Annotated in this window: 13 protein-coding genes and 1 pseudogene; 7 read left to right on the top strand and 7 right to left on the bottom strand. The window is 64.1% G+C overall.

The window, feature by feature from the left end; translation table 11 throughout:
- Window positions 1–19 precede the first annotated feature (19 nt).
- From CQ019_RS14435 to CQ019_RS14420, 4 genes are all read right to left on the bottom strand, one after another.
- Complete coding sequence (locus CQ019_RS14435) at window positions 20–1,270, bottom strand: ROK family transcriptional regulator (protein WP_258133956.1); 1,251 nt, start codon at window positions 1,268–1,270, stop codon at window positions 20–22.
- 94 nt (window positions 1,271–1,364) lie between these two features.
- A complete protein-coding gene (locus CQ019_RS14430; protein WP_258133955.1) occupies window positions 1,365–2,432 on the bottom strand; it encodes a polyprenyl synthetase family protein in 1,068 nt (355 codons plus the stop codon).
- Window positions 2,433–2,441: 9 nt separating this feature from the next.
- The gene (locus tag CQ019_RS14425) at window positions 2,442–3,419 is read right to left on the bottom strand and encodes an ABC transporter permease (protein WP_258133975.1); all 978 of its coding nucleotides are present in this window, start codon (window positions 3,417–3,419) and stop codon (window positions 2,442–2,444) included.
- 95 nt (window positions 3,420–3,514) lie between these two features.
- The gene (locus CQ019_RS14420) at window positions 3,515–5,035 is read right to left on the bottom strand and encodes a sugar ABC transporter ATP-binding protein (protein ID WP_105569998.1); all 1,521 of its coding nucleotides are present in this window, start codon (window positions 5,033–5,035) and stop codon (window positions 3,515–3,517) included.
- 152 nt (window positions 5,036–5,187) lie between these two features.
- Here CQ019_RS14420 and CQ019_RS14415 point away from each other — a divergent pair, with 152 nt between their 5' ends.
- The 3 genes from CQ019_RS14415 (at window position 5,188) to CQ019_RS14405 (ending at window position 8,530) form a co-directional block, all read left to right on the top strand.
- A complete protein-coding gene (locus CQ019_RS14415; protein WP_105554735.1) occupies window positions 5,188–6,231 on the top strand; it encodes a substrate-binding domain-containing protein in 1,044 nt (347 codons plus the stop codon).
- 92 nt (window positions 6,232–6,323) lie between these two features.
- Complete coding sequence (locus CQ019_RS14410; protein ID WP_105554734.1) at window positions 6,324–7,472, top strand: Gfo/Idh/MocA family protein; 1,149 nt, start codon at window positions 6,324–6,326, stop codon at window positions 7,470–7,472.
- 56 nt (window positions 7,473–7,528) lie between these two features.
- Window positions 7,529–8,530: a sugar phosphate isomerase/epimerase gene (locus tag CQ019_RS14405; protein WP_105554733.1), complete on the top strand. Its 1,002-nt coding sequence runs from the start codon at window positions 7,529–7,531 to the stop codon at window positions 8,528–8,530.
- 230 nt (window positions 8,531–8,760) lie between these two features.
- Here CQ019_RS14405 and CQ019_RS18580 read toward each other — a convergent pair whose 3' ends face one another.
- Window positions 8,761–8,937 (bottom strand): hypothetical protein, encoded by a 177-nt coding sequence (locus tag CQ019_RS18580; protein ID WP_181148516.1) that lies wholly within the window; start codon window positions 8,935–8,937, stop codon window positions 8,761–8,763.
- 645 nt (window positions 8,938–9,582) lie between these two features.
- Between CQ019_RS18580 and CQ019_RS14400 the strand changes: the two genes are divergently transcribed.
- A complete protein-coding gene (locus tag CQ019_RS14400; protein ID WP_258133952.1) occupies window positions 9,583–10,464 on the top strand; it encodes a PaaX family transcriptional regulator C-terminal domain-containing protein in 882 nt (293 codons plus the stop codon).
- Here the strand turns inward: CQ019_RS14400 and CQ019_RS14395 are convergent.
- Window positions 10,441–11,184: a S9 family peptidase gene (locus CQ019_RS14395; RefSeq protein ID WP_181148514.1), complete on the bottom strand. Its 744-nt coding sequence runs from the start codon at window positions 11,182–11,184 to the stop codon at window positions 10,441–10,443. The genes CQ019_RS14400 and CQ019_RS14395 overlap by 24 nt on opposite strands.
- Before the next feature lie 69 nt (window positions 11,185–11,253).
- Window positions 11,254–11,742 (bottom strand): cupin domain-containing protein, encoded by a 489-nt coding sequence (locus tag CQ019_RS14390; RefSeq protein WP_105554731.1) that lies wholly within the window; start codon window positions 11,740–11,742, stop codon window positions 11,254–11,256.
- An 87-nt stretch (window positions 11,743–11,829) separates the two neighbouring features.
- On the opposite strand from CQ019_RS14390, the pseudogene CQ019_RS18880 reads away from it, so the two are divergent.
- The 3 genes and pseudogenes from CQ019_RS18880 to CQ019_RS14380 form a co-directional block, all read left to right on the top strand.
- Window positions 11,830–12,177 (top strand): annotated as a pseudogene (locus CQ019_RS18880) (MBL fold metallo-hydrolase); the annotation flags it as partial.
- Between the two features lie 87 nt (window positions 12,178–12,264).
- Window positions 12,265–13,005: an MBL fold metallo-hydrolase gene (locus tag CQ019_RS14385; RefSeq protein ID WP_258133978.1), complete on the top strand. Its 741-nt coding sequence runs from the start codon at window positions 12,265–12,267 to the stop codon at window positions 13,003–13,005.
- Entirely contained in the window at window positions 13,002–14,489 is a 1,488-nt protein-coding gene (locus CQ019_RS14380; protein WP_105569996.1) for an MFS transporter, read from the top strand. The genes CQ019_RS14385 and CQ019_RS14380 overlap by 4 nt, the downstream gene beginning before the upstream one ends.
- Window positions 14,490–15,222 lie beyond the last annotated feature (733 nt).

Below are 15,222 nucleotides of genomic sequence, written 5' to 3'. Positions count from 1 at the left end.
ATTATCCGGGGCTGCGGCTTCAGGAAAGGGCGGAGGTTGCCGCGCGCAGCACCCCGGCGGGATCGGCCAGCAGCGGCGCGAAGGCCAGTTCCGCGGCGCCCACCAGGATGGGGCTCTCGCCGAGCGGGGCGAGTTCGATGGCGACGTGCTCGCGTGCGCTGCGCGCGGCGCCGAGGGCCAAGGCCCCTTGAACGACGTCGGGCATCGCCGTGGCGAGGATGCGCAGGAAACCGCCGAGCACGATCAGCGACGGGTTCACCTGGTGCACCACGCCGCGCAGTCCCACCGCGAGCAGGCGGGCCTGCCGGGCGACAACCTCGCGCAGCTGCGCGGAGGCCTCGCCGGATTCGAATAAGCCGAGCACGGTTTGTTCCAGTTCCTCGGACCGGTCCGCGGGCAGCGACACCGCCCGGAGCAGTTCTTCGCGGGTGACTTCGGCCTCGAGGCAGCCCGAAGATCCGCAGGAACAGGCCGCGCCGTCCGTGCGCACCAGCATATGCCCCAGCTGTCCGGCGAAGCCGGTCGCCCCGTGCAGCAGCTTCCCGCCGCTGACGATCCCGCCGCCGATGCCGCTGGCTCCGCCGAAGAGGTAGACGAAGTCGGCGACGCCCCGGCCCGCGCCGAAGGCCGCCTGCGCCCGGGCTCCGACAATGGCGTCGTTCGCGCAGGCCACCGGCAACTGCAGGGCCTTGGCCAGCTGCGCGGCGAGCGGCTGCTCGCGCCATCCGAGCTGCGGCGCCTCGATCACCGTCCCGTCGGCGGGGTCCACGAGCCCGGGGACGGCCACGCCGATGCCGACCACCTGGAAGTCCGCGGGCAAGGCCGCGGCCATGCCCGCGTAGACGGCGGAGACGATGTTCACGACCTCCGGCATGGAGGGGGCGCGGAGCGTGCGGAAGCGCACGGGGTTGACGATCTGCCCGCCGAGGGCCACGAGCGCGACGCCGACGGCGTCCACATCGGGGTTGACGGCCAGGGCGAGCACCGACGGGCCGGGGTTGATCATGATGCTGGGCCGGCCGTGCGGCTGGCTCTGGTCCAGGTCGCTCTCCACCACGAGGCCGAGCTGGACCAGTTCGCCGACAAGCGCGGCGATGGTCGAGCGGTTCAGCCCGGTGGTGCGGGTGAGCTGGGCGCGGGAGAGGCCCGCGGAGCCATGCACCAGGCCCAGTACGGTGGAGAGGTTATGCTGCCGCGTCGAGTCGCGGTTGTTGCCAAGCCCGGCACCGGCCGGACGCGCGCCAGCGGGTTTAGACGAAATGCTGTCCACTTCCGGACCGTCCCTTCCGAGCAAGCTGCCCTGCCTGCTCCCGCTTACATGCTATCTGCAGCGGCGCGGCAAACCGAAGCGCTTGACCGGCGGTTCAGGTGGTAGTTCTGGCCCGGTGGACGCGGCCGATGGCGGTGAGCAGAAGTTCGCGCAGTTCCGCGCGCAGGGCCGCCGGGATGCCGCCGTGCTCCAGCTGCTCCAGGGCGAATTCGGCATGACGCGTGGCGAGGTCGATCGCGAAGTCCTTGGCGCCGCAGTCGATCAGGACCGCACGGATGCGTTCGGCATCGTGCGCGGTCAGCGCCGGGGACCCGATGAGATCGGCGATGCTCTCCCACGCCGGGCCGGCGGCCGCGTAGGAGAGCAGCGCGGTCCGCTTGCCCTCGCGCAGGTCTCCCCAGCGGGACTTGCCGGTCCGCTGCTGCTCTCCGAAGACGCCCAAGACGTCGTCGGCAACCTGGTAGGCGATGCCCGCGTACCGGCCGAAGGACTTCAGCGCCGCGCACACCGGCGCGGGAGCCTGGGCGAGTATCGCCCCGGCCTGCAGCGGGGCCTCGAATGAGTAGGCCGACGTTTTCAGGCGTGCGGTCTTGAGCATCTCCTCCAGGCTGGGCATCGCCTGCGAGCGGCTGTTTTCGACGTCCAGGATCTCGCCGCCGACCGAGGCGAACACCGCCTCGTCGAGCACGTCGTGCAGCTTCCGGCGGATGGCCTCGGGCACCACGAGCGAGCTCAGCAGCCGGTAGGCGCCGGCCAGCGCGAGGTCACCGGCCAGGATCCCGGCGCAGGCGCCGGCGTGATCCGCCTCGGCCGCCGCGGCGCCCCGCCGCAGGGCCCTGGTTCGGTAGCTTCCGGAGACGTTCGGCACGCCGCGGCGCACAAGGTCGCGGTCGATGACGTCGTCGTGCACCAGCAGGGCGCTGTGCAGCAGCTCGTAGGACGCGGCCAGCGAAGCCGCCGCGGCAGCGTCCGTGCCGCCGAGCCCGCCGTAGGCGAGCAGCACCAGCCGTGGGCGGGAGCGGGCGCCGCCGGCCGCGGCACGCTCCAGGGCCTCCCAGAGCTCCAGATAGGCCGGCCCTGCGCATTCCGCGCGGAGTTTCGCATCCGCGAAGAATCGCCGAAGCCGCTGTTCGACCAGTTCGCCGCTCGCGGCCAGATCCACGATGTGCCCCTAGGCCTTCAGGGGTTGCTTCTTGGCCTTGCGCTCCTTGCGGACGGCGAAGCGCTGCTGCAGCAGGACGGCGAGCACGATGATGGCGCCCTTGGCCAGGGCCTGGACGGAGGTGTCCATGTTGTTCTGCGTGAACACGTTGGTGAGCGTGCTGAAGATGAGCACGCCGAAGACGGTGCCCATGACGGTGCCGCGGCCGCCTGCGAGCAGGGTGCCGCCGACCACGACCGCGGCGATCGCGTCGAGCTCGTAGAGGTAGCCATGGGTGGAGGTGCCCGAGGTGGTGCGCCCCATCATCATCAGGCCGGCGATGCCAGCGGCGATGCCGGCCAGCACGTAGAGCGAGACGATGTGGCGCTTGACCTTGATGCCGGCCAGGCGGGAGGCTTCGAGGTTGCCGCCGATGGCCACCGTGCGGCGTCCGAACGTGGTGCGGTTGAGCAGGAACCAGCCGGCGGCGGAGACCAGGGCGAAGATCCATACGAGCACCGGCACGCCGAGGAAGTCGGCGCGCATGAAGCCGGTGAAGTCGGTGTTGGTCACCAGCAAGGTGCGGCGCTCGGAGATGATCTCGGCGAGCCCGCGGGCGGCCACCAGCATGGCCAGCGTGGCGATGAACGCCACCACATTGCCGTAGGCGATGATCACCCCGTTGATCAGGCCCGCGAACGCGCCGACCAGCAGGGCCACCACGACCATCACCAGCCACGTCGATTCCGCCGCGGCCGTTTGGACAACGGCGAGGCTGCCGACCACCGAGGTCAAGCCCAGCACGGAGCCGACCGACAGGTCGATGCCGCCGGCGGTGATGACAAAGGTGACGCCGATGCTGAGCACCCCGATGATGGAGGCATGGCGCAGGATCACCAGCATGTTGTCCGAGGACATGAAGCGGTCCCCGCTGGTGATCAGGCCGATGGCCACCAGCACGGCCAGCGCGAGAACCAGGCCGATGCTGCGCGCGGCGGGGCCGTGCAGGAGATTGCCGAGGAGTCCGCTGGCGCCGCCGGAAGCGGCGCCGGGGTCCGGGGTCTGGGCCGAAGAGTGTTCGATGACCTGGGTCTTTTGCTTGCTCACGCGGCACTTCCCTTCATGACGAGGTCGAGCACGCCGTGCTCGTCGATATCGGTTGCGGTTCTCTGGGCGAGGACGTGCCCGTCGTCGACGACGAGCACATTGTCGGCGAGGCCGAGGACTTCCTCGATCTCGCTGGAGATGACGATGATGGCGGTGCCGGCGTCGGCCAACCGCCGGATGAGCGTGTAGATCTCGGCGCGGGCGCCGACGTCCACGCCGCGGGTCGGCTCGTCCAGCAGCAGGACCTTGGTCCCGTGGACCAGCCAGCGGGCCAGGAGGATCTTCTGCTGGTTGCCGCCGGAGAGCGTCCGGGCGGGCCGCTCCGGATCCGCAGGGCGCAGCTCCAGGGCCTCGATCTGCTCCCGCGCGGCTCGCCGCTCGGCGTTTTCGTCGAGCAGCCCGGTGCGCGCGAAGCGTTCGAAGGTGGACAGCGTGACGTTCTTATAGATCGGCTCGTCAAGGATCAGGCCCTGGCTTTTGCGTTCTTCGGGGGATAAGCCGATCCCGGCCTCGACGGCGGAGCTGACCGATCCCGGAACCAGCTTCTTGCCGTTCACCGTGACCTGGCCTGCGGTTGCCTTGCGGGCGCCGTAGATGGTCTCGACGATCTCCGAGCGCTGCGAACCAACCAGCCCGGCGATGCCGAGGATCTCGCCGGCGCGGACCGTGAAGCTGAGTTTGGCGAAGTGCCCCTCCAGCTCCAGGGCCGCTACGTCGAGCACCACGGGCGCATCAAGCGGGAGGGGCCGGCGCTCCGGGAACACGTTTGCGACATCGCGGCCGGTCATCCGGCGGATGAGTTCCGCCTTGGGGGTCTGGGCGACGTGCAGGTTGTTCGCCGTGCTTTGCCCGTCCTTGATGACCGAGATCCGGTCCCCGATCTCGCGGATCTCCTCCAGCCGGTGGGAGATGTATACGACGGCGATGCCCTGGGCGGTGAGCTCGCGGACCACGCGGAAGAGGTTCGCGACCTCGCCGGCATCGAGGATGGCGCTGGGCTCGTCCATGATGATCAGCTTGGTGTCCCGGGAGAGGGCGCGGGCCATGCTGACGATCTGCTTGTTGGCGGTGGAGAGCGTGCCAACCTCGCGCGCTGGCGACAGGTTGCCGTGTCCCAGGCGCTGCAGCAGCGACCGGGCGGTCGCGTGGGCCCTTTTCACGTGCAGCACGCCCCGGGTCGCATGCTCGTGGCCCAGGAAAATGTTCTCGGCGATGCTCAGCCCGTCGACGACGTCGAGTTCCTGGTACATCGTGGCGATGCCCAGATCCAAGGCCGCGGTAGGGCCGGGCAGGCTGACCTGCTGGCCTTCCCAGAAAATTTTGCCCTCGTCGGGTTGGTGGACCCCGGACAGGGTTTTGATCAGGGTGGACTTGCCGGCGCCGTTCTGGCCCATGACGCAGTGGACCTCGCCCGGGAGCACGGAAAGGTCGACGCCCTTGAGTGCTTGGACGGCTCCGAATCGCTTGGTGAGCCCGTGCACCTCGAGCAGAGGACGGGGCTTTTCATCTTGCAGCATGTGATGAACCTAACACATTATGTCGGCAATCGGTAGAAGTTCGTCGATTTTCTCCGATCTTCTGTTATTGTGATTGTAATCACGCTGGCTGGTGCCCGAATAATTCGGGCTGCACACGGCGGCGTTGTACCTAACTCATTGAGGAGATAGACATGTTTGCTGTTCATTCCGGACGGAAGATGCTCATCACCACCGGTGCCCTCTTGGCAGTTGGCGCGCTCGTCACCGGCTGCTCGTCGGGCTCCGATGGCGGCAGCGCGCAGCCTTCCAACGCCTCGATCGAAGGCAATTCGGCCGCGGGCGAGGAGGTCGTGATCGGCTTCTCGGGCCCGGCGGCCGACCACGGCTGGCTCGGCGCCATCAACTCGGCCGCCATCGCGCAGGGCGAGGCATTGGAAGACGTGGACCTGCGCGTCGCCGAAGGCACCAACGATGCGAACCTGCAGATCAGCCAGGTTGAGCAGTTCATCAACGACGGCGTCGACGTGATTGTGCTGCTGCCCACCGATGGCACGGCGCTGACCGCCGTCGCAACCAAGGCCATGGACGCCGGTATTCCGGTGGTCAACGTGGACCGTGAGTTCTCCAACCCCGCCGCCGCCCGCACCACGATCCTTGGTGACAACTACGGCATGGGCCGCAGCGCCGGAAACTATATCTGCGAGCGCCTGGGGGACAAGCCGGACGCGGTGGTCGCCGAGATCCCGGGCATTGACTCCCTGCCGCTGACCCAGGACCGCAGCAAGGGCTTCGAAGACGCCTTGAAGGACTGCGGCCTCAACGTGGATAACCGCGTCCCGGCCGACTTCACGGTAGCCGGCGGCGAACAGGCGGCCTCGCAGCTGCTCTCCGCCGCCCCCAAGATCGACGCGCTCTGGAACCACGACGACGATCAGGGCCACGGCGTGCTGGCCGCGATCGACAGCGCCGGGCGCGACGAGTTCTTCATGGTCGGCGGCGCCGGCTCCGCCAACGCGATGGAGCTGATCAAGGGCGGGGAGTCCGTACTCGAAGCCACGGTCCTCTATCCCTCCACGCAGGCCGCAGACGGCGTTCGCCTAGCCCGACTGATCGCCCAGAACAAGGCCATGAGCGATCTGGTCGAGGTCGAGGTCCCGAAGCGCATCGTCTTGAACGCCCCGGTGGTCACGGTGGACAACGTCGATCAGTACCTGCCGACGGCGTTCAGCTCTTAACCGGCCCAGGCAACGGATCGGGGCGGTTCTCCGTTCACCGGCGGACCGCCCCGGCCAGCGCCCCCACGTCTACCCCTCGCAGGAGGAAACACATGCCCAACCAAAAATCAGCCCTGAGAATTGCCCTGATCGGGCACGGCTTCATGGGCGCCGCGCATTCGCAGGGGTGGCGCGTCGCGCCGCGATTCTACGATCTGCCGATGCAACCGGAGATGACGCTGCTGGTCGGCCGCAATGCCGCCGGCGTCGAGGCCGCCGCCGCGAAGTGGGGCTGGGCGGAGACGTCGACCGACTGGCGCGAGGCTATCGAGCGCGAGGACATCGACGTGGTGGACATCGTCACCCCGGGCAACTCGCACGCCGAGATCGCGATCGCCGCGCTCGCCGCCGGAAAGCACGTCTTGTGCGAAAAACCGCTGGCCAACACGCTCGAAGAGGCCGAGGCGATGGCCGCGGCCGCCGAAAGCGCAGGCAAAAGCGTCCAGGCGATGCTTGGATTCACCTACCGCCGCGTGCCCGCGGCGGCGTTTGCGCGGCAACTGGTCGGCTCGGGCACCATCGGCCAGGTCCGCCAGGTCCGCGCCTCCTATCTGCAGGACTGGCTCCACGACGCCGACGCCCCGCTGACCTGGCGGCTGCAGAAGGAGCACGCCGGCAGCGGCGCGCTCGGGGACCTCGGCGCGCACGCCGTGGACCTGTCCCAGTTCATCACCGGGCAGAAGCTCACCGGTGTCAGCGGCATTCTCGAAACCTTCGTCCACGAGCGGCCGCTGCCCGGAGCGGAGTCGCAGCGCGGCGAGGTCAGCGTGGATGACGCCGCGATGTTCACCGGCCGGTTCGACGGCGGAGCGATCGGCATCTTCGAGGCCACCCGCATGGCCACCGGACGCAAGAATTCGCTGCGGATCGAGGTCTCCGGCTCCAAGGGGGCGATCACCTTCGATTTGGAGAACTACAACTCGCTGGGCTTCTACGATGCCACCGCGCCGAATACCCTCCAGGGCTTCACGAATATCATGGTCACCGAGCCGGAGCACCCCTACATGTCCGCGTGGTGGCCCACCGGACACGCGCTCGGCTACGAGCACGGTTTTGTGCACCAGGCCAAGGACTTCGTCGAGGCGGTCGCCGAGGGCCGGCAACCCGAGCCCTCGTTCGCGGACGGCCACCAGGTCCAGCGCGTGCTCGACGGCGTCCAGCGCAGCGCGCAGAACGCCAGCGCCTGGGCCCAGACGCTCTAGGCCCAGCGCACCGCACCGCATCTCAGCACGAAGGAACCGAGCAAAGGAGTACAAGGATGGCACGCGATTTCACCCTGTTCACCGGCCAGTGGGCCGACCTGCCGCTGGAAGAAGTGGCCCGTCTCGCCGCGGGCTGGGGCTACGACGGCCTGGAGATCGCCGTCTCCGGAGAGCACCTCGACGCCTGGCGCTGGGACGATGACGACTACATCGCCGAGCGCCTCGGCATTCTGCAACGCCACGGCCTGAAGGTCTGGGCCATCTCCAATCATTTGAAGGGCCAGGCGGTCTGTGATGACCCGATCGACTTCCGCCACCAGGCGATCGTCGGTGAGCGGGTCTGGGGCGACGGCGACCCGGAGGGCGTTCGCCAGCGGGCGGCCGAGGAAATGAAGAACACCGCCCGGCTGGCCCAGCGCCTGGGCGTGGACACCGTCGTCGGATTCACCGGGTCCTCGATCTGGCAGTACGTCGCGATGTTCCCGCCCGTTCCGGGCGAGGTCATCGAGGCCGGCTACCAGGACTTCGCGGACCGCTGGAACCCGATTCTGGACGTCTTCGATGAGTGCGGGGTGCGGTTCGCCCATGAGGTGCACCCCTCGGAGATCGCCTACGACTACTGGTCCACGGTCAAGACGCTGGAGGCGATCGGGCACCGTGAAGCATTCGGGCTGAACTGGGATCCGAGCCACATGGTGTGGCAGGGGATCGACACGGTGGCGTTCATCTCCGACTTCGCGGACAAGATCTACCACGTGGATTGCAAGGACACCCGGATGCGCATGGGCAACGGCCGCAACGGCGGGCTCGGATCCCACCTGCCCTGGGGCGACCCGCGGCGCGGCTGGGACTTCGTCTCGGCCGGACGCGGAGATGTGCCGTGGGAGGACGCCTTCCGCGCGCTCGCGGCGATCGGCTATGCCGGCCCGATCTCGATCGAGTGGGAGGACGCCGGCATGGACCGACTCTACGGTGCGCCCGAGGCGCTGGCGGCGCTGAAGAAGCTGGACTTTCCAGCGTCCTCCACGTCCTTCGACGCGGCCTTCAAGCAAGGCTGAGCCGGAGCGTCTGCGCCGCCGCGCGGGATGCGCCCGCTGCGATCTGGGCTTGCAGCTGAGCCCAGATGGCTAGTCCCGGAACTCTGCCCCGCACAAACTTCCGTGGTCAGTAGCGACCACGGAGTGTTTGTGCGGGGCATCGGTCTTCTAATTGGGCCAGCTCCCAGCGCCATCGCCGGCAACCACTCGTTGGTCCGCGCCCCGTGGTTTTCGGACCCGGGCTGGCCGAATTATGGCTTCCCGTTCTTCCGGTCCGGACGCCGGATATGGCCTTTGGACTCCTCGGGGAGGAAGCATCCGAAGTCCTGGCCGGAAGATTCCATGTCGGCCAGGAACTTCTGATTCTCGAAGACCGGGTGCCGGCTGCCGCACAGGACCTGGTTGAGCGTTGCGCGTTCGCCAAACACTCGGAGTCCCCTCCGGGCTTGCCAGCAGAAATTGGCGTAAGCCCAGGAAGAGCTTGTGGTGCGAGGCGCAGCATCCGTTGCCCGAGTGCCCGGACCTGGCCGGCGCGATTGGCCGTTCTACGCGATCCGCAGCGAGGGATCGGCTATGCAGCGATTCGGCTCGGATGGACGAAGTGTGAGTGCTACGGGATGTCGGGGGAGAAGCCGCGCAGAACATGCTGCTTGCTCCGCGCGGAGTGCTTTCGGGCCACTGGGCGATCGCCAATCGAATACTGGGATCAACCGGATCATTGCTCTTCACAGTTCAGGCCGATCTGATGAAGCGAATTAGTGCCCACTCATTGATCGAGAGCGTCAATTATGGGTGGAAGCGTCACCGATATCGTGCGACAAAACGGTTCTCAATATGCAGACATAGCTCATTGGACTGGAACTTTCCGTTGTGGCATTCACGCTGATGTGCAGCGGTATAAAACAGTCCTCTGGTCGAGTCGCTGGCGTGATACCGCGATCGGTCGAGCTATGTTCGGAAAAACATGGTTAGCATCGGGTCGTGGTTTCCGAGTGCTCGAACGTCTTGCCCGCGAATCAGCACCTGCCCGCTTAGGATAGAACTTGAGCTCTGTCAACGTGGCCGCGGAGAAAATGGAGGACATCGTTTCAGTGGATATCGGGGGAATGAAATTGCAGCACCAGAACTTACTGGTGACGCTCTACGGTTTGTATGGACAGCCCTCCAGCGGCTCCTTCCCGGTATCTGCAATCGTTGAGATGTTCGGCGCGTTGGGGATCAAGTCCCAAGCGTCCCGGTCGACGATTTCGCGTTTAAAAAGTCGTGGTGTGCTCATCAATGAACGCACCGGCAGCGATTCGCATTATCAACTTTCCGCCGAGATTCTCGATGGCTTCCGCAAGGACGATCAGCGGATTTTCGCCCCGTCTCGCTCCAGCTCCGATGAATCTCTGATCCTGGCCATATTTTCGGTGCCCGAGAGCGAGCGGAATCGCCGTTACGAACTGCGTTCGGAGTTGGCGAGCATGGGTTTCGGAATGGTTGCAAGCGGTGTCGCCGTCGGGCCCCAATTGGCATTTGAGCAGGCCAAAGCACGGCTGAACGCACGAGGATTATCGGGGTATGTTGAATTTTTCCGTGCCGACTACATGTCACCGGAAGATATTCAAGATCGGGTGGCGCAATGGTGGGATCTCCAAGCGCTTGACCAGCAGTACACCGACTTCTTGCAACTGTACGTAGGGCGCTTGGGGGCTTGGCAGGAAAAGCTGGCAAAGCCAGTGGAATCCGATGAGCAGCGCAGGGATCTTGAACGAGAAGCTTTCGCTTTCTATGTACCAATGCTGACCCGTTGGCGGCATTTTCCGTATCGTGATCCGAACCTTCCCTTCGAATACCTCCCCGAAGGATGGAAAGCACCGCAGGCCAAGAACACGTTCCTGGCATTGCATGAGCTGCTGGCGCCGCAAGCGGAGCTGTATGCCAATCAGTTACTCGGCCTGCGCATTGGCTGACGCCCGGGTCATCCAGTTTCGGACCGCGTCCCAATGGTGCTTCTTGGGATCAATGGCCTCGAAATGGTCCAAGTGCGGATGAAACATGGCTGTCTGCTGAGCTTTGTCTCCCAGTGATTGAATATACTGCCGTGTATGTTCCAATGGCACACGGTCGTCATCTTGACCGTGGACCAGGAGCATGGGCACCGCAGGGGACGGCTGGTGGCAAGGTGAGGCCTGCCGGTATGTCGTTGGCGCATCGCTGGGTGTACGTTCAAAATATTCTTTGGCCGCGGAATCACCGAGGTCTTCTTCAAAGACCTTGATGGCATTGGTGACCGGTGCAAGTCCTACTACGGCATCGGCGCGATCGGCATTGAGCAGAACCAGCTGCCCGCCCACCGAATGCCCGATAAGGACCAAGCGATCGGGGCGATCTTCGCGGCGAAGTGTGCTCCGGATCAGCTCGATCGCCAAAGCTACATCCACGGATGGTGTGGGCCAGGGATGCTCAGGGCCGCGCCGGTATTCCACGTTGGCCACATTCCATCCCGCCTGCAATAGATCCTCGAGCATGGGCTGCATGACCGCGGCATTGATCCGCTGCCTCCAGTAGCCGCCATGGACCAGAACCGCGGTGCCGCGTGAAGGCTGAACTCGTGAGTGCACCAGGGTGAGATGCTGATCGGGGTGGTCGCCGTAACTCAATACTTGGCTATCTTGCGAGTTTTGCGTCACGGACCGTTCCCTTCGCCGGTAAACGGCCAGCAGGATGTTCCTGCCGGCCGTTTGGAATTTCTATAGATTCTAGTCTGCTCCGGGAACCGATCCCGGCGGCAGGAAATTGACGTCACGCAGCGCCGAGCGGCGTACAACTTCCTCGGGATCTGCCAAGTCATGGAGTTCATCGAAGAGGGTGGCGAGTTGTCCCGCGGGGCTGACCCAGAACAGCGATTTCGCCGGTTTTTCATCTTTGATGTAGTAAGCGTGCGGAAGACCCATGGGCATGCGAACGGTGTCGCCGGGACCGGCCTTGAACCATTCGCCGTCTAGATAGAGGGTGTAGGTGCCCTCCATGATGTAGAGGTGCTCATCCTGGGTCGGGTGAACGTGTGGCGGGACACCGGTTCCTGAAGGATCCAGAGACAACCACGCAAAGCTGCTGGAACTTTCAACCTTGGAAAGGTACGTGTGGCCAAGCACGTTCCATGTTTTGTTGCCCATCGACTCACTTGCCAAGGTAATGCCCTTGGGCAGGTCGCCCAGGATGATTTCTTGACCCTGCTGCTGCTCCATTTTGACTCCTTTGTGGGGTAACGAACTCTCGCGTTCAGCATGGCATAGATCACATTGGATATGCAATAGGTCTTGCGATCGCAAAATATGGTGTATATGATTTCTATCACTTCGGTCATCACTGCCGAACGCTTTCACACCCTCGCAATTCACGCATCGCGGTCGATGGGACCCTTTGCTGCCCACAACGAGTTAGGCATCAATGTGAATACCAAACAGAGAACAGGAATGAGCGTTTACACGCTCGGTACCGGAGGCGGCCCTATAGTCTCCAGTTCCCGTGCTGGGACCAGCACGGCGATTCGAGTCGATGGGGCAACCTATGTCATCGATTGCGGAATGGGAAGTATCCGCAACTACCGGTCGCACGCCGATTGGGGCGAGTTGCGGGCCGTGTTGTTGACCCATCACCACTCTGATCACATCTACGATCTCGGTGCGTACTTGGTGACCGGATGGCAAGTTCCGGGTGAGTCCTTTACCCGTCCTATTCAGGTTTACGGTCCCGGGCGGCCGAATCGCATGCCTGCCCTCGACCGAAAACATGAGGAACAGATCGCCGCGCGCGTGGCCGACCGTGAAATGACAAGCACGGAAGAAATCGTGGACGCCCTGCTGGACAAGGTCTTTGCCTCGGACGTGGTCATCCGCATGGCTGACGAAGGGCGAGATGAGCCCCATGAATGGATCCAGGCGCACAACATCCAGATCCCGGAACCTGTGCGCGCCTGTGCCGTGGAGAACCGGCACCCGGAGATGGAACCATTCGAAATCTACCGCGATGAGCTAGTCACCATTTCAGCAATCCTTGTTGACCATCGCTTGTGCTTCCCCGCTTTCGCCTATCGTATTGACTCGCGCTATGGGTCTGTAGTGGTTTCGGGTGATACCGCGTATTCCGAAAATTGCGTGAAGCTCGCCCAAGGCGCCGACCTGCTCCTGCATGAAGTCATCGATCTGCCAGGGATTCTGGCTACGTTCCCGGACGGTCCCACGCGAGACGGGATCGAAGTGCATCTGCGCGAGTCGCATACTCCATATAGCGAGGTTGGCAAAGTGGCGCAGAAGGCCAACGTTTCTTCCTTGGTGCTGCACCACATCGTTCCCAACACCCCAGGCGCCGCGGATCTGGGGGCCATGCTAGATACCGCACGTGCAGATTTCGCCGGTACCGTTTCCGTTGCTGAAGACAACGACGTCTTTGAAATTGGAAGCGTAAAGTTGCAACTTGCCGGCACCGAAACCAAGAGGAGCTTGGTATGAGCGCTACACAGAACCTCTCCGATCACACCTTGAGTGCTGCCATTCGCAATGGCAAGATGAATCGACGAGCGTGGGTTGTCACCGGCATGCTCGTGCTCTTTCAAATAATCAACTTTGCGGACAAGGCTGTTTTGGGTCTGGTCGCCGACCCGGCGATGCGCGAACTGGGATTGACCGCCGGACAGTTCGGATTCATCGGCAGCGCGTTCTTCTTCCTCTTTGCCATCGTTGGCGTAGCGGTCGGTTTCCTTGCCGGTAAGGTGTCGACGCGTTGGATCCTCTTGACCATGGGCATAGCGTGGGCTGTCCTGCAGTTCCCCATGCTCTTTGGCGGAGGCGCCGCGGTCCTGCTGGTGACCCGTATCTTTTTGGGCGGTGCCGAAGGTCCCGCCACGCCCATTTCACTGCAGCATGCCCACGGATGGTTTAAGCCTAAAGAGCGCGGGCTGCCCAGCAGCATTATCGCCGCAGGCTCTACCTTAGGTCCGATTCTCGCTGCACCTGCCCTGGCCTGGATTATTGCCCACCCAGCCTTGGGCTGGCGTTGGGCCTTCGGCTTCTTGGGACTTGTCGGATTGCTCTGGAGCCTGGCCTGGCTCATTGTCGGCCGCGATGGACCCTTCAGCCATTCCAAAGACGGCAAAGCGCGGTCTCAGGACAAGACCCAGGATGCGCGGCCGATTGCACCTGAGGCACCGAAGAAGGCCGAGGACCCCTCGGAGCCGGTGGCAGAATTCGAGCCGAACGGTACCGGCAGTATTGCCGATTCGTCGGATCTGCTGAAGATAGTGCCAATCAGACGCGTTCTAGGATCTTGGATGTTCGTAGCCGCGGTGTTGGCTGGTGCTGGATGCTTCTGGGCTCAAGGTTTCCTGACGACTTGGTCCCCGAAATATCTAGGTTCTGTGGTGGCGCTGTCTCCAGAAATGATTGGCCTCGTCTCGACATTCCCCTGGGTTGTCGGCGCGATCGCGCTGTTGATTCTGGGCTTCGGCTCGCGCTACCTGATGAAACGTGGGGTTACCGTGCGTTGGGCGCTCGGTGCACTTTTCGGGGCAACCTTGCTGATCTCGGGCGTGTGCTTCTCGATTCTTCCATTCCTCTCGGGGTACGCCGCGGTGGCCATGTTGACCTTGGGAGCCGGCACGGCCATGATCTATCCGCTGGCACCAACTGCGATCGCCTTCAGCGTCTGTTCCAAGCAGCGTGCGGCAATTATGGCCACGTTGACGGGGCTGGCCTCGGTGGGCGGCGTGATCGCTCCAGCCATGGTGGGTGGTCTGATGGATCGGGCGGGGTACGTGCCCAGCCCCAAGGGCGTTGCGGATACGGCTGAAATGGCTGCATTGCTGGCACAGGGGATGAACTCTTCGTTCGGGATGATCGGAATCTACCTGGTCGTCGTTGGCATCTTCTGCGTACTGATGCTCAATCCAGACCGGACGGCCCGCAAGCTGCAAACCAGTTTCACGTTCACCGGCTGACAATCCAGTAGGGGTTTTGGGCATTCTCTTTGCTCCCGTGGCTCGCTGGCTTGCGCAGCGATCACCGCGGGAGCAAAGAGAGGTACAGGCTTGGGACGAACCCGGAATTCTCGTGAGACGAGATCCCATCCAAAGAACATGGGGAACGCCGGGCATGGCCAGCTCAAATTACCTGCGCACATCGCCGGCCCATCCGATGATTTTTGTGTTTGTTATGGGCGATTCGGAAGTCGCCCAGAGCGCAATCCACCAAGGTGGATCCAGCGGTCAATGGCGAGGTGCGCGAACTGCAGGTCCTGAATTCTGCGGAGCTAAGCTGAATCGGTGGAGCTTCCGTTTCAGCAACGGCGGAGTTGCATCCGCGATGTGCGGTGAACTCCGGAGCGTCAAACGCAATGGCACTGAAGCGAACCAGCGGCGCCGATGAGTGCATTCGCGGCATGAACTGCGCCAATACTGCGGCCGCCCATCGAACCGCGCCGATAGGAATTGGGGAATGTGCCTTGATCAGTTTGCGCCACCAGGTACGAACTGCGATCGGTCGCTTCGGGTCCGGAGATCATGGCACGGCGGTGCAGAACCTGGAATCGACCCGGGCAGCGGTGCTTGCATCGGCTGCTGCACAGCCGAGTGCATGGGCAAGTCGCGGTAGAAGGTTTTCCCTTCTTGCACGCAAGCGAACACGGCCTCGGCCCACGCGAGAAAGCGTGATCCGAAGCCGTGCCTGCACAAA

This window comes from Arthrobacter sp. MYb229 (assembly GCF_002975405.1).
GTDB lineage: Bacteria > Actinomycetota > Actinomycetes > Actinomycetales > Micrococcaceae > Glutamicibacter.
This window is presented reverse-complemented; position numbering and strand designations above follow the sequence as displayed.